The sequence below is a fragment of the Alistipes sp. DJF_B185 genome (assembly GCF_964250025.1).
GTDB lineage: Bacteria > Bacteroidota > Bacteroidia > Bacteroidales > Rikenellaceae > Alistipes > Alistipes finegoldii.
The window spans coordinates 1-25,911 of record NZ_CAXUDY010000002.1; the positions used below are offsets into that span (position 1 = coordinate 1).

At 52.7% G+C, this 25,911-nt stretch carries 23 protein-coding genes and 1 tRNA gene; 23 read left to right on the plus strand and 1 reads right to left on the minus strand.

Features of this window, described 5'->3' with window-relative positions; genetic code table 11:
• Positions 1-121: 121 nt before the first annotated feature.
• From ACESTR_RS03175 to ACESTR_RS03250, 16 genes are all read left to right on the plus strand, one after another.
• Entirely contained in the window at positions 122-511 is a 390-nt protein-coding gene (locus tag ACESTR_RS03175; RefSeq protein ID WP_373178805.1) for a DUF6908 domain-containing protein, read from the plus strand.
• Entirely contained in the window at positions 508-786 is a 279-nt protein-coding gene (locus ACESTR_RS03180) for a hypothetical protein (protein WP_373178806.1), read from the plus strand. Before ACESTR_RS03175 ends, ACESTR_RS03180 begins: the two co-directional genes overlap by 4 nt.
• Positions 787-1,173: 387 nt before the next feature.
• Positions 1,174-1,656, plus strand: coding sequence for a hypothetical protein (locus ACESTR_RS03185; RefSeq protein ID WP_014776108.1), 483 nt, complete (start codon positions 1,174-1,176; stop codon positions 1,654-1,656).
• 35 nt (positions 1,657-1,691) lie between these two features.
• The gene (locus ACESTR_RS03190) at positions 1,692-2,714 is read left to right on the plus strand and encodes a TonB family protein (RefSeq protein WP_178062197.1); all 1,023 of its coding nucleotides are present in this window, start codon (positions 1,692-1,694) and stop codon (positions 2,712-2,714) included.
• Positions 2,715-2,718: 4 nt separating this feature from the next.
• Positions 2,719-4,356: a trypsin-like peptidase domain-containing protein gene (locus tag ACESTR_RS03195; RefSeq protein ID WP_014776106.1), complete on the plus strand. Its 1,638-nt coding sequence runs from the start codon at positions 2,719-2,721 to the stop codon at positions 4,354-4,356.
• Between the two features lie 87 nt (positions 4,357-4,443).
• Positions 4,444-4,929, plus strand: coding sequence for a hypothetical protein (locus ACESTR_RS03200; protein ID WP_373178808.1), 486 nt, complete (start codon positions 4,444-4,446; stop codon positions 4,927-4,929).
• Positions 4,930-5,006: 77 nt separating this feature from the next.
• Positions 5,007-5,519 carry a tetratricopeptide repeat protein gene (locus tag ACESTR_RS03205; RefSeq protein ID WP_373178809.1) on the plus strand — a complete coding sequence of 171 codons (513 nt, stop codon included), beginning with the start codon at positions 5,007-5,009 and terminating at the stop codon, positions 5,517-5,519.
• 72 nt (positions 5,520-5,591) lie between these two features.
• Positions 5,592-6,425, plus strand: a complete 834-nt coding sequence (locus tag ACESTR_RS03210) for a hypothetical protein (protein ID WP_373178810.1) — start codon at positions 5,592-5,594, stop codon at positions 6,423-6,425.
• Positions 6,426-7,202: 777 nt separating this feature from the next.
• A tRNA-Gly gene (locus tag ACESTR_RS03215) sits at positions 7,203-7,304 on the plus strand.
• Between the two features lie 1,167 nt (positions 7,305-8,471).
• On the plus strand, positions 8,472-9,047 hold the full coding sequence (locus ACESTR_RS03220; protein ID WP_014776545.1) for a hypothetical protein: 576 nt from the start codon (positions 8,472-8,474) through the stop codon (positions 9,045-9,047).
• A gap of 331 nt (positions 9,048-9,378) precedes the next feature.
• Positions 9,379-10,533, plus strand: coding sequence for an acyltransferase family protein (locus ACESTR_RS03225; RefSeq protein ID WP_009598319.1), 1,155 nt, complete (start codon positions 9,379-9,381; stop codon positions 10,531-10,533).
• Between the two features lie 22 nt (positions 10,534-10,555).
• Positions 10,556-12,169, plus strand: coding sequence for a hypothetical protein (locus ACESTR_RS03230; protein ID WP_373178811.1), 1,614 nt, complete (start codon positions 10,556-10,558; stop codon positions 12,167-12,169).
• A 215-nt stretch (positions 12,170-12,384) separates the two neighbouring features.
• Complete coding sequence (locus tag ACESTR_RS03235) at positions 12,385-12,840, plus strand: hypothetical protein (RefSeq protein WP_009598148.1); 456 nt, start codon at positions 12,385-12,387, stop codon at positions 12,838-12,840.
• 100 nt (positions 12,841-12,940) lie between these two features.
• Complete coding sequence (locus tag ACESTR_RS03240) at positions 12,941-13,585, plus strand: hypothetical protein (RefSeq protein ID WP_349095554.1); 645 nt, start codon at positions 12,941-12,943, stop codon at positions 13,583-13,585.
• Between the two features lie 91 nt (positions 13,586-13,676).
• Positions 13,677-15,008: a hypothetical protein gene (locus tag ACESTR_RS03245; RefSeq protein WP_009598128.1), complete on the plus strand. Its 1,332-nt coding sequence runs from the start codon at positions 13,677-13,679 to the stop codon at positions 15,006-15,008.
• Positions 15,009-15,029: 21 nt separating this feature from the next.
• Positions 15,030-16,118 (plus strand): serine protease, encoded by a 1,089-nt coding sequence (locus ACESTR_RS03250; protein WP_022044721.1) that lies wholly within the window; start codon positions 15,030-15,032, stop codon positions 16,116-16,118.
• Between the two features lie 103 nt (positions 16,119-16,221).
• Here ACESTR_RS03250 and ACESTR_RS03255 read toward each other — a convergent pair whose 3' ends face one another.
• A complete protein-coding gene (locus ACESTR_RS03255; protein ID WP_279063508.1) occupies positions 16,222-17,532 on the minus strand; it encodes a hypothetical protein in 1,311 nt (436 codons plus the stop codon).
• 230 nt (positions 17,533-17,762) lie between these two features.
• Here ACESTR_RS03255 and ACESTR_RS03260 point away from each other — a divergent pair, with 230 nt between their 5' ends.
• The 7 genes from ACESTR_RS03260 (at position 17,763) to ACESTR_RS03290 (ending at position 25,910) form a co-directional block, all read left to right on the plus strand.
• Positions 17,763-19,103 carry a sigma-54-dependent transcriptional regulator gene (locus tag ACESTR_RS03260; protein ID WP_373178814.1) on the plus strand — a complete coding sequence of 447 codons (1,341 nt, stop codon included), beginning with the start codon at positions 17,763-17,765 and terminating at the stop codon, positions 19,101-19,103.
• Positions 19,104-19,488: 385 nt separating this feature from the next.
• On the plus strand, positions 19,489-19,569 hold the full coding sequence (gene kdpF, locus ACESTR_RS03265; RefSeq protein ID WP_278973635.1) for a K(+)-transporting ATPase subunit F: 81 nt from the start codon (positions 19,489-19,491) through the stop codon (positions 19,567-19,569).
• Between the two features lie 27 nt (positions 19,570-19,596).
• Positions 19,597-21,288 carry a potassium-transporting ATPase subunit KdpA gene (kdpA, locus tag ACESTR_RS03270; RefSeq protein ID WP_302267453.1) on the plus strand — a complete coding sequence of 564 codons (1,692 nt, stop codon included), beginning with the start codon at positions 19,597-19,599 and terminating at the stop codon, positions 21,286-21,288.
• A 13-nt stretch (positions 21,289-21,301) separates the two neighbouring features.
• Positions 21,302-23,344, plus strand: a complete 2,043-nt coding sequence (gene kdpB, locus ACESTR_RS03275; protein WP_244076710.1) for a potassium-transporting ATPase subunit KdpB — start codon at positions 21,302-21,304, stop codon at positions 23,342-23,344.
• A gap of 15 nt (positions 23,345-23,359) precedes the next feature.
• Positions 23,360-24,004 (plus strand): potassium-transporting ATPase subunit KdpC, encoded by a 645-nt coding sequence (gene kdpC / locus ACESTR_RS03280; RefSeq protein WP_279063504.1) that lies wholly within the window; start codon positions 23,360-23,362, stop codon positions 24,002-24,004.
• Between the two features lie 9 nt (positions 24,005-24,013).
• A complete protein-coding gene (locus ACESTR_RS03285) occupies positions 24,014-24,787 on the plus strand; it encodes a hypothetical protein (protein ID WP_302267449.1) in 774 nt (257 codons plus the stop codon).
• 1 nt (position 24,788) lies between these two features.
• Positions 24,789-25,910: a sensor protein KdpD gene (locus ACESTR_RS03290; protein ID WP_195290860.1), complete on the plus strand. Its 1,122-nt coding sequence runs from the start codon at positions 24,789-24,791 to the stop codon at positions 25,908-25,910.
• The last annotated feature ends 1 nt before the right edge of the window (position 25,911 follow it).

Below are 25,911 nucleotides of genomic sequence, written 5' to 3' on the forward strand. Positions count from 1 at the left end.
ATCGGAATTATATAGAATCGGAAAGCTATTCTTACATGGAGATATGCCGCCCTGTTTAGTTGGTTATGAATGGAGTTATCTTTTTACAAGTAATGGGGAATAACTCTAAACTTTACAGACCATGAAAACATTAAATGAAAGGGCGACAGAAATTCTTCAAGCCTTGTTAGCCGTGCGGGCTTACAGAATCGACCACAGAAACGGAGTTTACACACGCTTACGTGCCGCAATGATTGGGCGCAATGGAAAGTACAACCTTATTTCGCTGGTAGAATACTACGAATCTAAAGGTAAACTTGCGCAGAATACAGAAATGAATTTTGCATTTGACACAAGTACAAAGCAGTTTATCCCGTACTATTACTGCAACAAAACTCTCCGCATTGAATCGCATAGTGCGTACCCGACAGAAAACGGAATGGAGAATTGCGCCGAGGAACGACAGGCTGACCACACAAATTTTGCAAACCGATGGCTAATACGCATGAACTCACAACAACCGATTATATGAATGCGCAACGAATAGTACAGAATTGTGTTTTGAAGAATCAAAGCACGGTTATCGAGGAAATGATACGGGCAAACCTTATTTCCGAAGAATATCTTTATCCGTTCGCGGATGATGTCATGGAATGGTGGCTGATTGATTCATGGCTGGCCGAACGACTGAAAGCGCAAGGCGAGGTTATCATCGAGGAATACGGTTGCTACTGGTGGGGCAGACAATCCAGCGGACAGGCTATTTACATGGATGGCGTAATACAAGAAATCTGCGGGAACGATTAACCCAACCTACAACTAACAAAGTTTCGATTCCATACTCCCCACTATTGGATAGAAACTTTGTTTTTCAGAAATTTGATACGGCAACAATCCCGAAAAGCGGGATAAGGTCATTGCGATTTCAGAATATGTTTTTTACCTTTGTGGATGACATATTGAAATTTACGGAAGCGTAAGTTTATTCTCGGATAGTGAACGTAGGAAATTCATTGAACATGAGAATAGGCAGACCTTATCTCCCGTCATATCCTTTACGGATACGGCGCGGGGTTGTTGCTTATTTGAATGTTCGGGCAATCCTACGGCCTACTATCCTCAAATGAGCTTTCAGCCCTGCGCTTTCTCTTTTAATTATTGCCGTTACGGGGGCTGGAACGGCGGGAAATTATAATGGAAACGCCTGTTAGCACCCAATGGATTGATCAATATTTGGGAATTTCGGATATTGATAATCCGAGTTTCGAGGAAGTTCGTAATTTCATGATCTTATGGAATCTATTCGAATCCTTATTATTTCAAGGGTCATATTCCAATCTAAAAGCGATTCACAAAAGCCAATCACTACAATTGGATAAACAGTTGATTACTGACACTATTACATATTTTAGAAATCGCTACATAGCCAATAATGCAACAACTCCTTACTATGCCAATTTACGATTGAGACACAATGATAATGAACCTTTGATTAAAGATGTACTATTGGGCAAAATAAATAATGAAAGTGAAACGGTTTTAGCTATCATTATTATTATTTATCGATACCGTAATAATTTGTTTCATGGGAACAAAGCAGTTGTTTCATGGATAGCTCAAAAAGATAATTTCATTCATGCAAATAGATTTCTTATAGCTTGTTTAGAATCAAAATAAAAGCACTAATAGCAACTAACATAAAACTACTTATCATGAAAAAGCTACTGACACTTTTATGGCTTGGCATTTTTTCTCATCTTGCAGCGTTTACTCAAATTCCTGATGACTTGGGAATATTCGATGGAAATAAGGCGTCCCTTGATGTTATGCCTTCTTTTCAAGGCGGAGATTTAGACACTTTCCGCAAATGGGTAAATGCCAATGTTGTCTATCCTCAATTAGCTTTAGAGAATGGCATATCGGGACGCGTAGTCACATCTTTTGTTATTGAGAAAGATGGCAGTCTAAGTAATATCGAGATTATTCAATCTCCAGATAAGATATTGTCGGCAGAAGTTATGCGAGTTTTGCTATTGGCGCCAGCGTGGACTCCTGGCACACAAAAAGGCAAAGTTGTACGAGTTAGATACACACTCCCATGTGATTTCTCTTTCTCCGATGATGCACCTTCAACCGAGAATGAACAAAAGACCCCAAAGACCCCAAACTTTGATAAAGGAATTGAAAACTACAAACAAGAAAAATATTCCGAAGCGATTGAATATTTCTTACATTCATTGGGGACTGAAAAACATGAAATAGGGCTTGTTTACATATATTTATCTTTTTCATATTATCATTTGAGCAAAATGGATGATGCTTATGGATTTGCGAATAGAGCAGTAAAATATTTCACCCCTATCTCCGAATATTTAGCAAATTATAAAGATGCGATATTAGACGCTCTTTATCTTAAAGCTAATTTTGATTTCGATTACAGCCAGCAACGGGAAAATTGGAAACCTTACGCTTTGTCAGCAGTAAATAATTATCAACTAATTATAGCAAATTTTACAGATAGTCTGGATGCCAAAGTTTTTCAAGAAATTAATATGCGTTGTGGTGGGCTCAAATACATACTTGGGCAATCTGACTATAGGAAATATCTTCAAAATGGCGGAGCCGAAGGCCAAGAAATGTTGCAGAAAATAATAAAAACACAACAAAATCCGACAAGTACCAACGCTAAAAAATCAACACAGCTCATTAAAGATAAAAGTTTTAAAATAGAATAAAACCATGAAGATTACAAAATATTTTGCAGTAATTGGATGCATCCTAATATTATCTTCCTGCTCGATAAAGAATACAATTCAAGATGCAGAGAAAGCCGTTTTTACCGTCTATACATACGATAAGTTCGGGGCTCCAAGCGGTACAGGAACAGGCTTTTTTATTGATGATGAAGGTACGGCTTTTACTAATTATCATGTTTTGGACGGGGCGGTAAAGGCATATATCGAAACAATAGACGGGCACTCTTATGAAATTAAAGATATTTTAATGTCCGATAAAAATAAAGATATTGTCAAATTTACGATAAACAACCCCGACAATGTAGATTTGCCTAATTTGTCCTTACATCGGGGCAATTACGAAAAAGGAGATGAAATTATTGTGATAGGTAGCCCTCTTGATTTAACTAATTCAGTAACGACGGGCATTATATCCGCATTACGAACCGACAGGTCTCATGGAGATGTTATCCAAATTTCAGCACCTATTTCGCCAGGAAATAGCGGAAGTCCTGTCCTTACAAAGAACGGTAAAGTTATTGGCATTGCAACTTTTAATCGAGTTGGAGGACAGAACTTGAATTTTGCTGTTGCCACAAAAAATGTAGATGAACTTTCATCTAATGACTTTGAAAAAGAAAACAGAAAATTCAATTTAAAAGACGATTTTGTTATCCTTAATCTTCCAAGTGACAATGGGTCTGACATTATCTTAAATGCTATCGAATTTGGTAAAAACCAAACAACGGCCTATTTTACATTTATCAACATGAACCTTATGTACGGAGACGCAGTAACAATATGGAATGAATTATATAAGGATGAAAACGACCACGGATTCTGCATTAAAGATCAAGCTGGCGATAAAAAATATTATATCGTTTCATCATCAATAGGAGCGAATAAAGCCAATGGAGCGGATGTCCCTCTTTGTGACTCTTATCAATTCCAAGTCTATTTTCCTACTATAAAGAATAAACTCGAAAGAATAGACATTTTCAATGGAGACGATTCTCGCTCTTGGAGATTTACAGATATAGATTTGAATTACTATCGAAATAATCTATCTGTAGATATGAATCTATACAAAAAATTATATGCAATGTCCCAAATGAAAGAAGGCGAATTGGGTGGTGCATATCAAATGTTCCAAGAAATACTGAATGATAATCCAACAGACGTTGATTGCTTGAACGGATTAGGACTTATCTCATATATTGCGAATAATCAAATGGATGCTATGTCCTATTTTGATACAGCCATAGAAGAAAATCCTTTAAATGTACTTTCTTATTTGAATCGTTTTGCTATCTCGGAAGCAAAAAAAGATTATCAATCTGCATTGACAGATATTTCTAAAGCCATTGAAATAGATCCTGCTCAACCCGATTATTACTATCATCGAGCTATGACATATTGCAAACTAAATAATTATATATCGGCATTAACTGATATGGATCAACTTATATCATCTAATGATTTCAAAAAAGACGCTTACGTTTATTATCTTCGAGCTATGATTTACATTGAAATGGATGATAAGAAAGCGGCAAGCAAAGATATTTATACCAGTTTTCAGTTAACAGATGATGAAGAGTTGGAAAAGGAGTTAAAGGAAATGTGGAAATATTGCGGAAACTAAAATCCGCATAAAGCAATGAAGTGACAGACTTTGTGAAAAGGTTAATCTATAAGACCCTTTTGCAGAGTTTGTCACAAAAATTCTACCATGAAAAACTACTTACTTTCAACATTCATTTTACTGATTGCAGGGTGTGGCATATATCTTTGGGCTAACTCCATATCGAAAAAAGAGCGATTGGAATTGCTCAATGGAGAATACGAATTAGTCGATTGGCAGATTCGCCCGAAATCTGCTATTCATGCGGATTCTCTTACGGTGCATGATGTTCCCCAGCGTGGCGAACACTTAACCCTACAAACGAACGATAACGGAGATTTCCGCTTAACGGCTGAATCATCATTACCAGTCCTGCAACAGTTAGCTGATTTGGAATGGCAACTACTCTATGTTCAACGCACGTGGTTTGCATGGCGGCATCGTGTCATGGGGCTATATCATGCAGGCGAACATTCGGCAGATGTTTACTGGCATCGGGCACTTATCAATCAAAAGGATGTAGGCATTGCTTTACAACTACCTGACCCGACGAATGAAAAGATCGGCTGGTTTCTGATTTTACAGAAAAAATAATTTAGGACCGACTTTGTCAGAGGGTCTTAATATAGACCTTTTGAAAAAGTTGGTCAGATTTTCCACTCGATAATAATATGAAAAACTACCTAATATCCTTACTTGCTCTACTGATTATGTCGTGTGGAGATTCCCGACCAGAACCGACCTATGATGAAATGCTGAATGATGTCGTTCTGAATTTTAACATTGGAACAGTAGGCGGCGATAGTGTGCTGAAAAACTTTGTAAAGAAAGCGCAGGCAGATTCAGTCGCTCGGCAATATTCCAATCCTACAATGAAAGAAGAAATGATGTTCACTCTAATTTCTGATTATATAGATGCAGGACAAGTAGACAATGCACAGCACCTATACGATAATATGCTGAAATATGCAGAACAGGAATATGGAAAGGTCTGCCAAATGACAGCAATGACCTATAAGGAAAAAGCGCATTTATACGAACGTGTAGGAGATTTGGAGAATGCTATTCAGATGATGCAAAAGTCCGCAGTGGTGTTTAAGAAATTGCCCAAGAATGACATCAATTATTATAAGGATGCAGAGGAGTTCATAAGGAGATGGGAAGAACAGAAGCAGATTAGGTGACATAATTTTTACAGGCTATATAATAGCGATTTTTACAAAATGCGTCACATCAACTATTAACACAATAACATTATGACACGAGAAGAACGAGTAAAAATATGCGAAACCTGCAAACATTGCCAGAAGGACATAGAGCGAGGAATTATGTGTGGCCTTACCAATGAATATGCAGATTTTGAGGGTGAATGCAATTTGTTTGAACCGAGCGAGCAACAACAAGAAGAAATACGAGCTAATCGAGTTGTTGCCAGAATGAAAGCAATGACACGCATAGGGTTGTCATCGTATCCATATGCTTTTGGCATAGGTGTTTATTTTTTTATAGTAGCTTGTTTGGGCTTTACAATAAGCGAAGATTATGGTCCAATCATTACTTGTCTTTTTTTATTATCAACAGGCTTTGTTTTGGCAATGGTAATTGGTGCGGATTACTATTTTCTTCGATACAAACGAAAGAAAAAGATATTTGGCGAATTAACGAGGAAAGGGATTGAAGAAGTCCTTAAATTCGAAGGTTTTTATCCACAAAAAGGAGAAAAGAATGGAGAATATGAAAGCATGACGTTCAAATCAAACGGAATAATCTATGAAATCTATTATAATACGCCTCAATTTATCATTCGTGGTTGCTGTGGCATTGACAATGGTAATTATCAATTAGCTCAATCTATTGCCTCCAAAATAACAACAGAACGATTAGTGATAAAAGTCCATATTATAGAGTTGGCCGAGCGACAAGGAATAGGTGTAAATTTTATGATAGAGACATTAATTCATTACACAGACGAGTTGAAGATAGGTTTTGCTAACTATTTAGATATAATAAATAATGCGATCTCTAATTTTTATGAAGAATATGAACAGTTACAACGGAATTATGCAATGAAAGAAAAAGAGAAACTGTAAACTGACATGAAATCCTACTTACTCCCCCATATTCGCCTTACTGATTGTTGAGTGAAGAAATAGACATATAAAAGGACCGACTTTGACAAGGGGGCTTATAATAGACCCTTTGAAAAAGTTGGTCCGATTTTACCAAACAATGACAGAAACAGAAATAAAACAAATGCAGGAGAAAATCAATGTAGGGATTCTACTGCCCGAAAGCGTCTGATTGAGAAAACCAAGACAGAGGACGGTAGTAACGGAACAGACGCACGTATTAGAGGCAATGAATATTACTCCACAAAAAATGGAGTTATATATACTATATATCTTAAAAGGTTAAGGGCAGGCCGAAAAAATGCGGTTTTCCTTTGACTTCAAAATTAGGACCGACTTTGCAGGATGGTCTATTTTAAGACCCCCTGCACAAGTTGGTCCGATTTTATCAAACGATGAATGAGATAAAATTAAAAATAAATAGCAATTAGTTTGGAGTTAAATTGCGTCGTATCTTAAAGAATAGGGAAAGAGGGCCGAAAAAATGCGGCGTTTTCTTTTGCTTTCAGTAGACAGACACAAATTCTCGGCTTAACGGTCGGGAATTTTTATTTGAAAACTATAAATTCACTATGCCAATGAATAACAAGAAAGAACGTGTTACAGAACTTATTTAGCCCATTAAACAATTCTTTAATTAACAATCATTTACAAACCAGTAGACAGACGCAAATGTTTAACCATCCGTTTAACCAATGCGAAAAACATGGTAAAACACATTCGAGAAAATCGTCGTAAAAGGAAATAGATCAGTTGGTTACCCCTAAACGCGCAGCGTTTTGGGGGCTTGAGAGCGCAACCTTGCCAAGGTTGAGGTCGCGGGTCCGAGTCCCGTTTTCCGCTCTCGTAAATGGTTGATAATCAGTCGATTATCAACCATTTTCTTTTTTTCGAAAAATACGGAAGACGGGCAGAATGTTTGCCATAACAAGCAAAACGGCGGATAAAACAAGCCGGGCATCAGAGTTATAAACTGCTCCGATGCCCGGTTATTATTTTTGCAATCACATTATTTCTTTTGTCCTTTTGGATAGGTCATTCCCGCAAAAAAATCTTCCAAAGAAATATCGTAAAATTCGCAGAATTTAGAAATCGATCCTAATGAGGGGAATTTTTGTTCACTTTCATAATCCCATATCTTTAAGTGAGTATTATTGGATAAATACTCTTGTGTATGGTCATGCTGTTCCCGAATTTCACGCATTCGTTGAGCGACCAAATTTACTAATATGGGATTTGTCGGTTTCAGTTCGCTGAATTTTTTACAAAAAAATCACCATTTCAATCTTTTTCATTACCCCATAAAGGGGAAATTCGTTTTTTTGTTTATATTTGTAGACCAAACTTTAATGTATGCAGAAATTATGCTAACTTTGCAATTGTATAATTCGGCATAGCCGACGGACATAACATATAGAGAGCAGCAACTCTTTATGCCTTACTGAAAAATTAGGAACTTTTCGAGAATGAGGTATAAATGTTGCCAGCCCTTGTTTTGTTCCGTCCGTAAGGACGGGACTTGCAAGGGCGCGGTACATTTCTCATTCGGGGTCTCCTAATACCTTCAGTAAGGAATGTTATCGCGTCCCTTGCTTTTTTTATGCCTTTGCGGGGCGCGGATTCACACCAACGAAAACCGAAGAAAATGTCCCGCCGCATCCGATTCCGGAATTACCCGAAGGCCCAAAATCCCCATTATATTTTACTGCTCTGGCACAATACGGGCCGGACGTTCCTGCCGCAAGGTTCTGCGCGGCAGGACGTCCGTTTTTGGGCCGGGGAGCGGGGGAACGCCCTCACGCCGCACGATCCGGCGCGGCGGGCGTCATAAGGTTCTCTGAGCGACACATACAATCCCGCATTCCGGATGCAGCCGGCAGGCATTGCGCCGGAAGCGGTCCCTGAAATCTGGCAGCCGGGGCGGTCTCCGCATTGAATTCTTCCTAAAGTGAAGTTGCGTCACTTGTTCGGTCGGAACCGCCCCTTTTTCAAACCCAAAACCACGCGATGAACGAAGAGGACCCCGAATTCGAGAAGACCCTGCGGGCCATCAACCATTATTACATAACGCAGGTGGGCATCTGCACCGCGGCGCTGAGCAAACTGCGGTCGGCGGAGCTAAGCGACAAGAACATCATCATCCGGGCGATCATGTGCGACATGCCCGACTGCGGCGTCGAGACCGAAGCGTCGGCCGACGATTGCGGCGTCGATCTATGGGCCGACCGGGCGGAGTATGTGAACGAGACGTCGTTCAATCTCTACGTCACGCAGGCCGAGGAAAACGTGCTCTGGAACGCCGGGGAGAAAGGCCGGAAACCGGGGCGTCTGGCGGTTCCGCAGCAGCGGATCACGGTGCGGAGCGACGGGATGGGCACGGCGCCGGTCATTCCGCTCATCTACCTGACACTGCTGAGCGCCAAACTGCTGGCGATGGCGTTTCCCGACGGGTGCACGGACGCGGAATTGTCCGGCTACAACGACGAGCGGACGATGGCGGCCCTGACGGACCGTGTGATGACGGTACTGGAGCAGCTGGCCCTGCGGGACGGGGAGGAGGAGACCCGAAGCCCGGCAAGCTGAGCGGGGACGGGCAGGGTAGAGTGCGGAGCAGGCGACGGGGAAACGGGCCGGGCCGGAACGCAGGGCAGGGACGCAGAGCAGGGACGCGAAGCGGGCGGCCGGGAAACAGGCGCCGGGGCCGCGGATGCAAACGGGAGGGGCGCAAGAGGGCGGGCGGAGACGGACGACGGAAGCGGGCAGCAAAGCGGGCGGCGAAAGCGGGCGGCGAAGCCGGCGAAATACGGCAGAAGAGATGAAAAGTGGGGTTCATGACCGATTTGAACCGCACTTTTCGTATATTTGCATCCTGTAAAAGCCAATTCACCCCAAACAACAGCAAAAACAACCACCCATGTCGGAAACAAAAGTCTCTGCGGCGGCATTTGCAGATACGAAACCCCACTACAACATACTCGACGGATTGCGCGGCGTAGCGGCGCTGATGGTCGTCTGGTTTCACGTGTTCGAAGCCTTTGCGACAAGTCACGTCGATCAGAGAATCAACCACGGCTATCTGGCCGTCGATTTCTTCTTCATTCTGTCGGGGTTCGTGATCGGCTACGCCTACGACGACCGGTGGAAACGAATGACGGTAAGGGAGTTTGTCACGCGACGGTTCATCCGTCTGCATCCGATGGTGGTAATCGGCGCGGTGATCGGAGCCGTCATGTTCTACTTTCAGGGCTGCTCCGTATGGGACGTCTCGAAAGTCTCGGTGACGATGCTGCTGGCAGCGACCCTGATGAACGCCTGCATGATTCCGGCCACGCCCGGCATGGAGATCCGGGGCGTGACCGAAATGTTCCCGCTGAACGGTCCGAGCTGGTCGCTGTTTTACGAGTATATCGGCAACATCCTCTATGCGCTGTTCATCCGCAGGCTGCCGACCAAGGTGCTCGCGGCGCTGGTGCTGCTCGCCGGATGCGGACTGGCGGCGTTTGCCGTATGGGGTCCCTACGGCGACATATGCGCGGGGTTCTCGCTGACGGGCGACAACATAGCCGGAGGGTCTCTGAGGCTGTTGTTCTCGTTCTCGGCGGGACTGCTGATGTCGCGCGTATTCAGGCCCGTGAAGGTAAAGGGGGCGTTCTGGATATGCAGTCTGGGCGTCGTCGTCCTGCTGGCCGTGCCGCGAATCGGCGGAGAGGAAAACTACTGGATGAACGGGCTGTACGACACATTGTGCTTTGCGCTGGCCTTTCCGCTGCTCGTCTACCTCGGAGCGTCGGGCAAGACGACGGACAGGACGACCGCAAGGATATGCAAATTCATGGGAGACATATCGTATCCGCTCTACATGGTGCACTATCCGTTCATCTATCTGTACTATGCGTGGGTGAAAAACGGGAACCTGACCTTCGCGCAATCGCTGCCCGGCGCAGCGGCGCTGGTCATCGGGTCCGTGCTGCTGGCATACCTGTGCCTGAAACTGTACGACGAACCGGTGCGCAGGTTCCTGACGAAGCATCTCCTGCGCACGCAAAAGCCGGTACGGCAGACACCCTGAGCCACATAACACGAAACAGACCATGCACCGCATCCGCCTCGCCATCCTCCTGTTCCTGTGCGTCTCAGCCGCAGGCTGCCAGCCCGTTCCCGGCGTTCTGCTCGACGCCGAAGCGATCGTCATGGAGCACCCTGACAGCGCCGCACGGCTGCTGGAGGGCGTTCCGGCTCCGGAGAAAAGACTCTCCCGACGCAACTATGCGCATTATGCGCTGGTGCTGACCCAAGCCCGGTGGCTCGCGGGGGAGAACATGATCGACGACACGCTTTCGGACGTAGCCCTCGACTATTACCGCACCCACACCGACGATTTCGCCGCAGCGCACAAGGCCTATTATTATGCGGCCAAGATCGCCCATCAGCGCCGGCAGCCGGAGGTGGCGATGACGCTGCTGCTCAAAAGCCGCGACATGCTGCCCCCGAAAGGGGAGTGGAGGCGGCATTACGTCGTGGAGACATGGCTCGGCGTATTCTGCGGCCAGCAGCATCTCTTCGAGGAGAAGATACGTCACGCGCAGCAGGCGTACGCCTACGCCGACAGCATGGAGCGTTACGACTGGATGTGCATATCGCTCGGCGACATGGCGCACGCCTATATGGGGCTGGACAATTATGACAGCATGGAATACTATGCGATCAAGGCGCTCAGGCTCGCCGAAGAGAAGGGCATAACCGAAAACACCTCCCCGAAGTGGGCCATGCTGATCGAAAGCGCCCTGAAACGGAAAGAGTACCGCAAGGCCGAAGAGTATTGGGAAAAGGGGTTCGGGCACGCCCCGGCATGGACCCGGTATTCATGGCTGAGCACCAAGGCCGACATCTGCAACCGCACGGGCCGCTACGACACGGCGCTGGAGCTGACAGACAGTTCCCGCCGCATGTGCGCCGACACGACGCACCTCACCTCGCGGGCGTTATGGGCGCTCAACACCTCGAACGCATGGGAGGGGAAAGGCGACGCGGCAAGAAGTCTCGAAGCCCTGAAGCAGTACATCCGGCTCAAGGACTCGATCGACGAGAAGGTGCACAGCGCCGAAGTGCTCAATATCCGCAAACTCTGGCGTTACGAACAGCTCAAAACCCAGAACGCCGCCCTTCAAAGCCAGAAACAGCACCGCGAACGCATCGTCTACGAGACGATTCTGATTTGCGCGGCGCTCATGCTGCTCGGCGCATGGTTGGGACTGCGCATGTGGCACCGCGCCAAATTGCGGGAATTCGCCCAGCAAAAGCGCATCCTGCGGCAGGAAAACGAACTCGACGCCATGCGGCGCAAGGAGGAACACCTGCGCACGACCTTTTTCCGCCAGCTCAACAGCCGTTTCATCGCGCAGGTCCGGCAGGGCGGGGAGAGCAGGAAATGCCGCATGTCGGACGAAGACTGGAAGACGATCTTCACCCATGCCGACGTCGTATTCGACAATTTCACGGTCCGTCTCCGCGGGCAATTCCCGGCGCTGAACGAGGAGGACATCCGCTATTGCTGTATGGTGCGCATGCACCTGTCGCAGGCCGAAATCGCGAGCGTCGTCTGTCTGGAAAAGGATTCGGTGAAAAAACGGCTGAAGCGCATCCGCACCGAGAAGCTGGCTTCCGCGAAGGGTTCGACGCTGGAGGAGATCCTCTCGCGGCTGTAAAATATACCCCCGGCTGCCGCCCCCGACGAATGGAAACAGCAGGCGGTCAGTCTGTTGAAAAACGCCCCGTACATTGCGATATCCCCCTGCAAACCTCCGGAAATAGCCGCGGGGCGTTTAACTTTGCACACGAAACAAGCCCTGCAATCCGGCTCCCGCAGCAGACCCGGAGAGACATACGGCAAGATTTACTAATCCCAAATTCATAGAAAAAAATGCAGAAATTCAACTACACCCCCAGCAACCCGTTCAGCGGCTCGGTCTCCTCGCTGGCCATCGGAGCAGGCATGGTCGTCGTACCTTTGGTCTATCCCTTCGGCATCCGCATCGGCCGCATGCGCATCCTCGGCCCGACGGCCGTCACGATCATCTTCGTGATCGGCGGTCTCGCGCTGCTGGCATTCACGGTCCGCGAAATCATGCAGGCCCGCAAACTCATCGCCCAAGGCGGCGAGATCACCGTGGAGGGCGGCAAGGTGACGATTCCCGTCGTCCGGAAAAAAGAGGTCGTCAACGAGTCGTTCCTGCTTTCAGAGGTGGAATACACCAAATTCGACGAGGAGGAAAACGAATTCAAAATTTCGCTGCCCGCCGATCATCACGTCATCCGCGGCGCGTTTTTCGAAAACGCGGAGGCGTTCGATGCGTTCAAGTCCATTTTCGACAAATAGCATTGCCGGCCAGCAATTCCGGACGGTCCGCAAGCACGACGTACGGAAGCCTGCGCCGCTGAAACTTACCGTATAAAACAAAACTCAAACGAATATGACAATGCGCCCAATTATCAGACTCCTCGCCGCAGCCGTCGCCGCGGCCGCAACGATCCCGTCCTGTTCCACCCTGACCGGTTATCCGACCGACGCCGAAGCCAGCTACGCCAAAGCCATCGAACTGACGAAAAAGAGCGTAGACACCGACAAATTCAAAATCTACTCGCTTTCGATCATGGAGGGAGAAACGCTCTCCGACAACCTGTTCCTCGTGACGGTGAAACTGGTGAACAAGGACGATCAGGCATTCAGCCAGAGCTACTACATGAACGGTCTGGAGCCTACCGACCTGCGCGACGTACAGAGCACGTTCGAAGCTCCCGAATACGAAACGACCGTCGGCATCGACCTGTCGAAACTCGATCCCGCCCGGATCGCCGCCCAGATCGCCCAAGCCAAAACGATGCTTCCCGAAGGACACTCCTACAAATCGGTAGGCCGCTACGAAATCGAGGAGGAGGTTCCGGCCGGCAATTCCGCATTCAACCGCAACCGCAAACCGGGCCAACAGCACACCTCGTTCATCGTCCGCTTCACCGAGGACGGCAAGGAAACGGAGAGCAGCGCCGGCAAAACCTCGTACATTTATTACGAAGCCAAAGTGACCGTGGGGCCGGACGGCACGCTCACGATCGAAGAAAATTGAGATTTCGATCCGAAAAAACGGGAAGTTTCCCGTTTTTTTTCTAATTTTATATCCCGATGCCCCGCTGGGACATTCCGATAATACCAAAACTATGAAAACTACACACTCATTCGTCGCTCCGGTACTGAACTCCACGCAGAGCAAAGTCAATACGGAGGCCTATGAGCAGGCTATCGACAACTATAACGAGGGCAAACACCTCGAAGCGTTCCGATTGCTGCTCGATCACCTGAACCCGGAATTCCGCACGAAATACGGCAACGCCGAAGGTACGGAATTCCATATTCCCCACGGTTCGATTCTGGTAAACATCCGCATCGGGGAGGGGAAGCTGCACATAAGCGCGGACTTTCTGGAGCTGCCCGAAAAGGGCCGCGTCGCCATGCTGCGTCAGGTCGCCGACCTGAACATCAACCGGCTGATGCTGCCGCGCTTCCGCAAGGAGGGCGACAAGCTGAAGATGGAATACGTGTGCCCGCTCTCGCAGAGCCATCCGCACAAGCTCTATTTCATCCTGCGCAACATCTGCCATATCGGCGACCGCTACGACGATGAATTCTGCGCCAAATTCGGTGCCAAGCGCAGTTACGAACCGCAGGTGACGCCTTATTCCGAGGAAGAGGTGACGCGAATCCACGAGGCGGTGCGGCAGACCTGCCGCGAGACGCTCGAAGCCGTGAAGGAGTATGAGGCGGAACGCAAATACGGCTACTCATGGAACGTGATCGACATCGCGCTCTACAAGATTTCCTATTTCGCCCAGCCGCAGGGCCAGCTGATGAACGACCTCGACAAGGCCGTCGACGACATGGACAAGGAGCTGCCCGTAGCCGAGCTGGTGACCAAAGGCAAGGCGTTCCTCGAACGCCTGCTGGCGATGCCCCGCGAAGAGCTGGCGCGCGACCTCTATTTCGTCGATACGCTGGTTTCGGCCAAACGCCGCTCGTCGCTGAACAACGTGCAGGAGAATTTCAAGGAGGTTTACAAGGAGGCCGCGGATGCCATCGAAGCGGAGAACTATGAACGGAGCGCGGTGCGCATACTCTACAAGTTCTATGAGATGTACTTCTACAACGACGTGCAGGACGACCTGAACGCCGTGATCGCCAATGCGCTGCGCAAATCGGCCGGAAAGTCGATGGAGGAGGCGTCGGAGATTCTGTTCGAAGCGCTCGAAAAGGTGATGGACGACGATCTGACGACGGACGACGACGACGACGAGGAGACCGGAGAGCTGGGAGCCGCCGCGGCCGCAGCCGTAGAACAGGTACAGCAGATGGCCGCCGCCATGCAGGGCGAGATCGTTCAGATGCAGGCTGCGATGCAGCAGGCGCTGATGAAGGGCGACATGGCCGAATACATGCGTCTGGCGCAGGAATTCCAGCAGAAAATGATGGAACAGGCACTCGGACAACAAAAATAACAGCTCAAAATCCGTATATCCATGGAACATAACAATATCTACAGGTCGGTATTCAAAGTAACCCACTCAGGCGGCTCCGGCAGTTGTTTCTACCTGAAAAACTACGATCTTTTCGTAACGAATTACCATGTGGTCGAAGGGTACCGCACCGTCGCCGTACACGACAACGACCGCAATCCCTATCTGGCGAAGGTCGTGCTGGTCAATCCGGCGCTGGACATCGCCCTGCTGGCCGCCGAAGGCGACTTCTCGGCGCTGCCCGAAATGACGCTCGCAGCGGACGACTCGCTTACCATCGGTCGCAAGGTATACGTCGCGGGATACCCCTACGGCATGCCCTTCACGATCACCGAAGGTTCGGTATCGTCGCCCAAACAGCTGATGGACGGCAAATACTACATCCAGACCGATGCCGCGGTGAACCCCGGCAACTCAGGCGGTCCGATCCTGAACGACGCGGAAGAGGTGGTAGGCGTGACGGTCAGCAAATTCACGCAGGCCGACAACATGGGCTTCGGCATCCGCGTCGAAACGCTCCACGGCCTGCTCGAATCGCTCGGCGAGCTGGACCGCACGGCATTCCAAGTGCAGTGCGGCAGCTGCGAGGAGCTGATCTGCGAGGAAGAGGAGTTCTGCCCCTCGTGCGGCGACAAGCTGCCCGAAGGCGTTTTCGACGAGCGCGAGCTTTCGCCGCTGGGCGGATTCGTCGAAGGCGCGATTCGGGAGATGGGCGTCAATCCGGTGCTTGCACGCGACGGATACGACTCATGGCTCTTCCATAAAGGCAGTTCCGAAATCCGCATCTTCGTATACGACGGCAACTACCTCTTCTCGACCTCGCCGATCAACCTGCTGCCGAAGAAGGAGGTGGAGAACGTACTGGACTATATGCTCAGCGAGGACTTCGGCCCCTACAAGCTGGGAATCGAAGGCCGGCAAATTTACATCGCCTACCGCATCCATCTGGCCGACATCACGGACGAATCGGAAGACGAAATCCGCAAAAACATCGTCGGACTCGCACTGCGGGCCGACGAGATGGACAACATGCTCGTAGAGCGTTTCGGCTGCGAATTCTCGGAATATTCGAAAACCGACGCCGAATCCTGACCCTCGACGGCGAACGGAAAAGCCGGACCTTTTTGAAAAGGTCCGGCTTTTTCGTATCCGCGTCCCGGCCGGGTGCGCAGGGTCTACCGCGGCGCAAGTCCGCTCAGCGGAAAATCTCCTTCATTTCGAGCCAGAAATTCATCGGCCGGCGGCCCTTGTAAACGCAGTGCTCCGACAACGCTTCGGAGATCTCCCTATAATTTTTGAGGTAAAACGAAGAGACGCGGACGACGCGCCTGCCTGCCTTCATCAGATAGCGGTATTCGTACGCGCCGCCCCGGCTGACGAGTATCGTCGAAGTGACGGCATCGAAACTTTTCAGATCGTATCTGCGCGTAAAACCCAGCCCCGCAAAGGGTGTAACGACAAGGACGCCGCCGTCGATACGCAATCTCACGGCCGAGCGTCTCAGCTCCCCGAACACCAGCCAGCAGACACAAAACAGCATCAGGAGCGTCACGCCGTAAACCGGCAGCCGGGATGCTCCCTCCGCCCGGACGGCACCGCAGATGAACAGGCCGCAAAACCCGATAAAGAGCAGGGCGGCCGCCACGACGAAATACACCTGCCACGAGAAGCGGGAAACGACGGCGTTACGGCCTGCGGCGGGTGCATGATCGCGCACGAAAATCGCCGTCCACAAAAAAAGAAGCACGCCCGCAAAAGCATATACGATCCGCCTCCGGCCGGGCGTCGCAGACTCAGTACCTTCGGGACCGGCTTCGCCTTTCAGCCAGACGACGTAAGAGGGCGCTTCGAACGGTTTTCCGCCGAACGACAGCCGCGGCGTAAGGATATGTTTTCCGGGGGTGTCCACGTCGATCCGGTATCGGTAAATACACTCTTCCCGCCCGTTCCTGCTGGAATAAGCGGTCGAAAACGGGGTGCAGGTCTCCGTATCGTCCAGCACCAGCACCGGATCGGCCTTGTCGGGTTTGCGATCGCAGACCAGCCGGACGATACAGCCGCCCATGGCCGCCATAGCCGCCGAATCCGGTTCCAGCCGGCACTGCGGCTCGCAATGCGCCGAATCGGGAAGCACCGTAATCCTTTTCCGCTCAAAACAACATTCGCGACCGCCGACGACGGCCGTCGTTCCCGGCACGAAGACCTCGCCGCTCACGCGCGAACGGACCCGGTAGCGGTAAGAGAAGAGTTCGGAGTCGGTCCGGACGCCGTTCACGATCGACAGCTGCGAGCCGTGCGACTGTCCCAGTTCGCGGACCAGCGTCAGAGCACCCCAGCGCGGCGGCGCGATCGACTCGATCTCACGGTCCGCCGTGTATGCCACCTCGAACTCCTGAAATACCGTCGGACACGCAGGCGTGACCTCGACGCCGAGCCGCTGCGCCCTCAGGGCGACACTCCAAGACAACGCCGGCAGGAGCATGAACAGAAAATAAAGCTTCCTCATTGCGGGATTTCGTAATTGCACCCCAAAGATACGAATAACCGCCTGAAATTGCGCAATTTCACGCCGCTTTCCTGCAACATTATCCACCCGGAACGCCACACTCCGGCAATCCGCGCCGCATTCGTCCGTCCGACAAAATAAATCCGGTCCGGTCTCGAAAAAAACGATAAATGCGTATATTTGCCCCGAATGCGGTCCCTCTCATCCCGTGACCGCACCGAAAAAAACATATGGCGAAGATTCTGATTATCGACGACGAACAACAGTTGCGCGGACTTCTGGCCCGGATCATCGGGCTTGAAGGTTACGAGGTCGCACAAGCCCCCGACTGCGCCGCAGGTCTCAAAATGCTCCGGCAGTACGATCCCGACGTGGTTTTGTGCGACGTCAAGCTGCCCGACGGCAACGGCGTGGAGATGGTCGGGAAGATCAAGGAGACGGCGCCGTCGGCCGAGGTGATTCTGCTGACGGCCTACGGCAACATCCCCGACGGCGTGCAGGCCATCAAGAACGGAGCGTTCGACTACATCACCAAAGGCGACGACAACAACAAGATACTCCCGCTGCTGAGCCGGGCCGCGGAGAAAGCCCAGATGCAGCGCCGGCTGGCCCGCTTCGAGGAGAAACTCTCCGACGAACATTCGTTCGACCGCATCATCGGTTCGTCGGAAGCTCTCCGGCAGGCCGTCGCACTGGCGCGCAAGGTCGCCGCGACGAACACCTCGGTCCTGCTCACCGGCGAAACCGGAACCGGCAAGGAGGTCTTCGCGCAGGCGATACACCATGCCGGTCCCCGCGCCAAGGAGTCGTTCGTGGCGGTCAACTGTTCGGCCTTCTCCAAGGAGCTGCTCGAAAGCGAACTGTTCGGGCACCGCGCCGGGAGTTTCACGGGCGCCTCGAAAGACAAGAAAGGGCTTTTTGAGGAGGCTGACAGGGAAACGCTGTTTCTCGACGAAATCGGCGAAATGCCCGTCGAGCTGCAGGCCAAGCTGCTGCGCGTACTCGAAAGCGGCGAATTCATCAAAATCGGCGAAACCCGTCCGACGAAGGTCGATCTGCGGATCATCGCCGCCACCAACCGCGATCTCGAAAAGGAGATCGCCGCCGGCAATTTCCGCGAAGACCTCTTTTTCCGGCTTTCGGTGTTCCGCATTCAGCTGCCGTCGCTCAACGGACGCAAAAAGGACATCGCGGAGTACGCCCGCCATTTCGCGGAACAGTTCGCGGCCAAGATGGGGAAGCGGATCGAGAAAATCGACGACACCTATATCGCCGCGCTGGAACGCCACACGTGGCGCGGCAACGTCCGCGAACTGCGCAACATCGTGGAACGGAGCATGATCATGGCCGAGGGCGGCACGCTGACGGCCGATACGCTTCCGCCCGAATTCCAAACCAGAGCCGGACGGAACGAAGCCCCCGATTCGATGGCCCTCGACGCCCTCGAACGGCACCATATCCTCAAGGTACTCGAATACGCCGCAGGCAACAAGGCCGAAGCGGCCCGCCTGCTGGGCATCGGCATCGCCACGCTCTACCGCAAACTCGAAAGTTACGGCCTGAAGTCCTGACGCTCCCGCACAAGCCTATCATTCTGAAACGGCCGCCTTATCATTTTGATAGGGCGGCCGTTGTTTTCGGCACACGTTCCCGACCGACATTCCATTCGCTATCAACACAATAGGTCCGAAACCGAGGTTTTGGCATCCCCTTCGTATGCTATCCGGCAAAACCCAAATAAACCGATATGGCAATCGTGATCCTGATACTGATATTCTGCGGCGCAATGGCTCTGCTATGCCGGATGATTTGCGGTTTTGCGAAATTGTTGTCTAACTCAAAAAAGAAAATGAGATGAACGGAATCGTACTATTCCTCGCGCTCTGCGCCTTGGGGGCGCTCTGCTACTGGTTCTACTACAAATGTGTCGATTGGTTTGAAAAAATTTGATGGAAAATGTTTACAGGACTGCTTATTCTGAGCGTCGCCGGATTCGTCTATCTGATGTACGTGCTCGTAAAACCCGAAAAATTCTGATTGTCGGACTCTGAAAACCCATAATAAATGAATAGCGAAATTTTAGGCGTCATACTGCAATGGGCCGCCCTCGTGATACTCTGCTATCCGCTGGGACGCTACATTGCCAAAGTATACAAAGGGGAGCGCACATGGCTCGACTTCATGGCTCCCGTCGAACGGTTCGTCTACCGCATCTGCGGCATCGACCCCACGCAGGAGATGAACTGGAAACAATTTCTCAAGGCCCTGCTGACCGTCAACCTCTTCTGGTTCTTCTGGGGCATGCTCCTGCTGGTATGTCAGGGCTGGCTGCCGCTCAATCCCGACGGCAACCCCGGACAGTCGCCCGATCTGGCGTTCAACACCTGCATCTCGTTCATGGTGAACTGCAACCTGCAGCATTACAGCGGCGAATCGGGACTGAGCTATTTCACCCAGCTGTTCGTCATCATGCTGTTCCAGTTCGTCACCGCCGCCTGCGGCATGGCCGCCATGGCGGGCGTCATGAAGGCGCTGGCCGCCAAAACCATGAAAACGATCGGCAACTTCTGGGTCTTCCTCACCAAGAGCGTAACCCGCATCCTGATGCCGCTGTCGCTCGCGGTCGGCATCCTGCTGATCATCAACGGGACGCCGATGTCGTTCGACGGCAGGCAGACGCTCACGACGCTCGAAGGCGGCGAACAGGTCATCTCGCAGGGTCCTGCGGCGGCCATCGTCCCCATCAAACAACTGGGCACCAACGGCGGCGGTTACTTCGGCACCAATTCGGCGCACCCGCTCGAAAACCCCAACGCATTCACCAACATACTGGAGTGCTGGTCGATCCTGATTCTCCCGATGGCGATGGTGTGGGCCTTCGGTTTCTACATCCGACGCCGCAGGCTCGCGGCATGGATCTTCGGCGTGATGCTCTTCGCCTACACCGCCGGCGTGATCTTCTCGGTATGGCAGGAGACGGGCGGCAGTCGGCAGATCGAGCAGATGGGCATTTCGCAGGAGCTCGGCTCGATGGAGGGCAAGGAGATCCGCATCGGCTCGGCGGCATCGGCCATGTGGGGCATGACGACGACCGTCACGTCGAACGGCTCGGTAAACTCGATGCACGACTCGCAGACCCCGCTGAGCGGCATGATGCAGATGCTCAACATGCAGATCAACTGTTGGTTCGGCGGCGTCGGAGTGGGGTGGATGAACTACTTCGCATTCCTCGTCATCGCCGTCTTCATCAGCGGACTGATGGTCGGCCGCACGCCCGAATTCCTCGGGCACAAGGTCGAGGCGCGCGAAATGAAAATCGCAACGCTGGTCGTGCTGATGCACCCCTTCCTGATTCTGGTCGGCACCGGAATCTCCGCGGCCATAGCCGCTGCAAATCCCGAAATCGGATGGCTGAACAACCCGTCGTTCCACGGCCTGAGCGAAATGCTCTACGAATACACCTCCTCGGCGGCCAACAACGGTTCGGGCTTCGAAGGACTGGCCGACAATACGCCGTTCTGGAACATTTCGACCGGCATCGCACTGATCATGGGCCGTTATTTCCCGATCGTGGGACAGGTGGCCGTCGCCGGACTGCTGGCTTCGAAGAAGTTCATTCCCGAAAGCGCCGGTACGCTCAAGACCGACACGGGAACCTTCTCGCTGATGACCTTCGCCGTCATCATCATCGTCGCCGCACTCTCGTTTTTCCCGTCGCTGGCGCTCGGACCGATCGCCGATTACCTGACCTTCTAAAAACGCAATGACCATGAAACGAAACAGAAATAATTCCTTGCTCGACCGCGCGCTGCTGCGCCGGAGCCTCCGCGAATCGTTCATCAAACTCGACCCGCGCAAAATGGTCCGCAACCCGATCATGTTTACCGTCGAGGCCGTCACTTTCGTCATGCTGGCGCTGCTGATCTACATCGCCGTCACGGGCGACGCTTCGCAGGGTTCGCTGCTGTACAACTTCATCGTCTTCGTCGTCCTGCTGGCTACGCTCCTCTTCGCCAACTTCGCCGAAGCCATCGCCGAAGCCCGCGGCAGGGCGCAGGCCGACAGCCTGCGCAAGACCCGCGAGGAGACGCCCGCAAAACGCATCGAGCCGGACGGCCAGTCGCACATCGTCAGCAGCTCGGACCTCCGGCAGGGCGACCTCTTCGAGTGCGTCGCAGGCGACACGATCGCCGCCGACGGCGAGATCGTCGAGGGACTCGCCTCGATCGACGAAAGCGCCGTCACGGGCGAATCGGCCCCGGTGATCCGCGAGGCGGGCGGTGACAAAAGCTCCGTCACGGGCGGCACGAAAGTCCTCTCGGACCGCATACTGGTAAAGGTTACGGCGCGGCCGGGCGAGAGTTTCCTCGACAAGATGATCGCGCTGGTCGAAGGTTCATCGCGTCAGAAAACGCCGAACGAAATCGCGCTGACGATCCTGCTGGCCGGATTTACCATCGTCTTCGTCATCGTCTGCGCGACGCTGAAGCCCTTTGCCGATTACGTCGGGGCGAACATCACCATAGCGGCCTTCATCTCGCTGTTCGTCTGCCTGATTCCGACCACCATCGGCGGACTGCTGTCGGCCATCGGCATCGCGGGCATGGACCGCGCCCTGCGGGCCAACGTCATCACCAAGTCGGGCAAAGCCGTCGAGACCGCAGGCGACATCGACACGCTGCTGCTGGACAAGACGGGCACGATCACCATCGGCAACCGCAAAGCGACGGCATTCCACCCGGCACAAGGATACGGTGTCAAAGAGTTCACCCGCCTGTGCGTGCTTTCGTCGGTCTCAGACCAGACGCCCGAAGGCAAATCCGTCGTCGAGCTGGGCGCCGAAATGGGCATGAAGGTCGATCCCCTGCAGCTGATCGGCGTGCAGATGGTGCAGTTCACCGCCGAGACCAAATGTTCGGGCGTCGATATGCCCGACGGACGCCGCATCCGCAAGGGCGCATCGGAAGCGATCCTCCGCATCGCCGCCCAAGCCGGCAACAAATGCCCGGCGGGTATCGAAGAGACGGTGCGCCGCATCTCGGAGAACGGCGGCACGCCACTCATCGTCAGCGAGAACGAGCAGATACGGGGCGTGATCGAACTGCAGGACATCATCAAGACAGGTATCCGCGAACGCTTCGAACGTCTGCGCAAAATGGGCGTGAAGACCGTGATGGTAACTGGCGACAATCCGCTGACGGCGAAGTACATCGCCGAAAAAGCCGGCGTGGACGACTTCATCGCCGAAGCCAGACCCGAAGACAAGCTCGAATACATACGCCGCGAACAGCGGTCGGGCAAGCTGGTGGCCATGATGGGCGACGGCACCAACGACGCCCCGGCGCTGGCGCAGGCCGACGTGGGCGTGGCGATGAACAGCGGCACGCAGGCGGCCAAGGAGGCCGGCAACATGGTCGATCTGGACAACGACCCGACGAAGCTGATCGAAATCGTCGAAATCGGCAAACAGCTCCTGATGACGCGCGGCACGCTCACGACCTTCTCGATCGCCAACGACGTAGCCAAGTATTTCGCCATCGTACCGGCGCTGTTCATCGCTTCGATTCCGTCGCTGCAGGCCCTGAACATCATGCACCTGCACTCGCCCGAAAGCGCCATCCTGTCGGCCGTGATCTTCAACGCCGTCATCATCCCGCTGCTGATTCCGCTGGCGCTGCGCGGCGTGACCTACAAACCGATCGGCGCATCGGCCCTGCTGCGCCGCAACCTCTTCATCTACGGACTTGGAGGAATCGTCGTGCCGTTCATCGGCATCAAACTGATAGACATGTTTATAAGTATGTTCTTTTAAAGTATCGCTACAATTATGAAAAACTTCTGGATTTCAATCAGGATAACGCTGGCAATGTGCCTGTTGCTCGGCGTGGGATACGTACTCGTACTGCGCGGCGTCTCGGCCGTGGCAGGACCCGGCGGCGGCCAAGCCGAAACCCTCACATTCGACGGCCGGACCGTCGGCGCGGCGAACGTGGGCCAGCAGTTCACCGACACCCGTTACTTCTGGGGCCGTCCTTCGGCCGTGGATTACAACGGCGGCGGTTCGGGCGGCAGCAACAAGGCCGCGACCAACCCGGAATATCTGGCCGAAGTGGAGCGGCGCGTGCAGGATTTCCTTGCGGCGCATCCCTATCTCACCCGTGAGGAGGTGCCCTCCGAAATGGTGACGGCAAGCGGTTCGGGACTCGATCCCGACATCTCGCCGCGCGGCGCGCAGGTGCAGGTGCGCCGCGTAGCCGAAGCCCGCGGACTCGACGCGGCCGCAGTCCGGCATCTGGTCGATTCGCTGACCCAAAGGCCGTGGCTGGGACTCTTCGGCACCGAGAAGGTCAACGTGCTCCGGCTCAACATCGCACTGGAGACAATGCAGCCGAACGTCACGGCGGCGGTCCCGGCAAAATCGGCCGACAACGACGACAACCGCTCAGCAGGCGCAATGCCGGAGCAGAAATAATATACGGCGATGAAAAAACTCAAAGAAATGGACAAACACATGAAACGCTGGATCGTAATTCTGATTACCGCACTGGCGGCAATGCTTGCCGTGGACGTATGCGCACAGGAGCCGCAGCGCGGCGTGAAAATTTCGGGCGGCGCAGACATCGTCAGCGGCTATGTCTGGCGCGGCGTCTGGGAATCCGGAGCCTGCATACAACCCGTAATGACCCTGTCGGCCGGAAATTTCTCGGCGACGGCATGGGGTTCGGTCGATTTCGCGGCCACCTCCTACAAGGAGATGGACCTGACGCTGGCCTATGCGCTCGGTCCCGTGACCTTCTCGCTGGCGGACCTCTACTGGGAAGGCGGCGCGGGCGACCGGAGCACGATCAGCCGCAACTATTTCCGCTTCGGGGCGGACTCTCCGCACCGCGTCGAGGCGGGCGTCGTGTGGTGCATATCGCCCGAAGCGCCGGTCACGCTGGCTTGGAACACCGTGCTGTTCGGAGCCGCCGACGTAAATGCCGAAGGGAAACGGGCCTATGCGACCTACATCGAGGCGTCGTATCCCTTCACCGTGAAAACCGTCGGCATGAAAGCCGGCGTCGGCGTCGTTCCGTGGAATGCCGTCGGCACGTACGGCATAGACCGCGACTTCTACGTACAGAACGTTTTCGTCAGCGCAGCGAAGAGCTGGGAGATATTGAAGTCCATGCAGTTGGGAATCTTCACCTCCCTGAGCTGGAACCCGGCGGCGGAGGACGTCAATTTCACGGGCGGCATATCATTGAGGATGTAGTATGGACAAGGAAGGCAGCGTTCAACGGTTTCTGGAGCTGATCCGCCGCTCGCACCGGGGAAAGTTCAAGGTATACATCGGCATGAGCGCCGGGGTAGGCAAGACCTACCGCATGCTGCAGGAGGCGCATCAGCTGCTCGACGCAGGCGTGGACGTCTGCATCGGTTACATCGAAACGCACGGCCGCGCCGAAACGGAAGCCCTCGCCGAAGGGCTTCCGTTCGTGCCGCGCCGCAGGCTCTTCTACAAGGGCAAGGAGCTGGAAGAGATGGACACGCAGGCCATCCTGAACCTCCATCCCGAAATCGTGGTCGTGGACGAGCTGGCCCACACCAACATCGAAGGCAGCGGCAATCCCAAACGGTGGCAGGACGTGATGCAGCTGCTCGACGCCGGAATCAGCGTCATCACGGCGGTCAACATCCAGCATATCGAAGGCCTGAACGAATCCGTGCAGGAGATCACCGGGATCGAGGTCCGCGAGCGCGTGCCGGACAGCGTGCTGGCCACGGCCGACGAGGTGGTGAACATCGACCTCACGGCCGACGAGCTGATAGAGCGGCTGAAAGCGGGGAAAATCTACCGCCCCGACAAGGTCGCAGCGGCGCTCAACAACTTCTTCACGCAGGACAATATCCTGCAGCTGCGCGAACTGGCACTCAAGGAGGTGGCCCTGCGCGTGGAGAAAAAGGTCGAGAACGAGATCGCCGCGGGCGACAAGTTCCGTCACGACAAACTGCTGGCCGTCATCGACTCCTCGGAGAAACGTTCGCGCCGCGTGATCCGCAAGACGGCCCGCATGGCGACCCACCTCAACACGTCGTTCGTCGTGCTTTACGTGCAAAGCGACCGGGAAGCCGCCGACCGCATTCCGCTGGCCAACCAGCGTTACCTGATCAACAACCTGAACCTCGCCACCGAACTGGGCGGCGAAATACGCCAGATACACTCCAACCGGCCGGTCGAAACCATCGTGGAGCTGTGCCGGGAGCAAAAAATCAGTATCGTCTGCACCGGACGGCCCGAATTTTCGCTATTTTCGCTGCTGAAAAGCATCGTCGCGCTGCGCCGCCTGATCGGCAGGCTGTCGCGCATGAACATCGATCTTTACATTATGTCGTAAA

Coding starts and splice junctions, on each gene's coding strand:
- ACESTR_RS03235 (WP_009598148.1), top strand. CDS start 12,385: ATGCAGAAATTCAACTACACCCCCAGCAACCCGTTCAGCGGCTCGGTC.
- ACESTR_RS03180 (WP_373178806.1), top strand. CDS start 508: ATGAATGCGCAACGAATAGTACAGAATTGTGTTTTGAAGAATCAAAGC.
- ACESTR_RS03240 (WP_349095554.1), top strand. CDS start 12,941: ATGCGCCCAATTATCAGACTCCTCGCCGCAGCCGTCGCCGCGGCCGCA.
- ACESTR_RS03200 (WP_373178808.1), top strand. CDS start 4,444: ATGAAAAACTACTTACTTTCAACATTCATTTTACTGATTGCAGGGTGT.
- ACESTR_RS03225 (WP_009598319.1), top strand. CDS start 9,379: ATGTCGGAAACAAAAGTCTCTGCGGCGGCATTTGCAGATACGAAACCC.
- ACESTR_RS03255 (WP_279063508.1), bottom strand. CDS start 17,532: ATGAGGAAGCTTTATTTTCTGTTCATGCTCCTGCCGGCGTTGTCTTGG.
- ACESTR_RS03245 (WP_009598128.1), top strand. CDS start 13,677: ATGAAAACTACACACTCATTCGTCGCTCCGGTACTGAACTCCACGCAG.
- ACESTR_RS03285 (WP_302267449.1), top strand. CDS start 24,014: ATGAAAAAACTCAAAGAAATGGACAAACACATGAAACGCTGGATCGTA.
- kdpA (WP_302267453.1), top strand. CDS start 19,597: ATGAATAGCGAAATTTTAGGCGTCATACTGCAATGGGCCGCCCTCGTG.
- ACESTR_RS03185 (WP_014776108.1), top strand. CDS start 1,174: ATGGAAACGCCTGTTAGCACCCAATGGATTGATCAATATTTGGGAATT.
- ACESTR_RS03290 (WP_195290860.1), top strand. CDS start 24,789: ATGGACAAGGAAGGCAGCGTTCAACGGTTTCTGGAGCTGATCCGCCGC.
- kdpF (WP_278973635.1), top strand. CDS start 19,489: ATGTTTACAGGACTGCTTATTCTGAGCGTCGCCGGATTCGTCTATCTG.
- ACESTR_RS03175 (WP_373178805.1), top strand. CDS start 122: ATGAAAACATTAAATGAAAGGGCGACAGAAATTCTTCAAGCCTTGTTA.
- ACESTR_RS03205 (WP_373178809.1), top strand. CDS start 5,007: ATGAAAAACTACCTAATATCCTTACTTGCTCTACTGATTATGTCGTGT.
- ACESTR_RS03230 (WP_373178811.1), top strand. CDS start 10,556: ATGCACCGCATCCGCCTCGCCATCCTCCTGTTCCTGTGCGTCTCAGCC.
- kdpB (WP_244076710.1), top strand. CDS start 21,302: ATGAAACGAAACAGAAATAATTCCTTGCTCGACCGCGCGCTGCTGCGC.
- ACESTR_RS03260 (WP_373178814.1), top strand. CDS start 17,763: ATGGCGAAGATTCTGATTATCGACGACGAACAACAGTTGCGCGGACTT.
- ACESTR_RS03220 (WP_014776545.1), top strand. CDS start 8,472: ATGAACGAAGAGGACCCCGAATTCGAGAAGACCCTGCGGGCCATCAAC.
- kdpC (WP_279063504.1), top strand. CDS start 23,360: ATGAAAAACTTCTGGATTTCAATCAGGATAACGCTGGCAATGTGCCTG.
- ACESTR_RS03210 (WP_373178810.1), top strand. CDS start 5,592: ATGACACGAGAAGAACGAGTAAAAATATGCGAAACCTGCAAACATTGC.
- ACESTR_RS03195 (WP_014776106.1), top strand. CDS start 2,719: ATGAAGATTACAAAATATTTTGCAGTAATTGGATGCATCCTAATATTA.
- ACESTR_RS03190 (WP_178062197.1), top strand. CDS start 1,692: ATGAAAAAGCTACTGACACTTTTATGGCTTGGCATTTTTTCTCATCTT.
- ACESTR_RS03250 (WP_022044721.1), top strand. CDS start 15,030: ATGGAACATAACAATATCTACAGGTCGGTATTCAAAGTAACCCACTCA.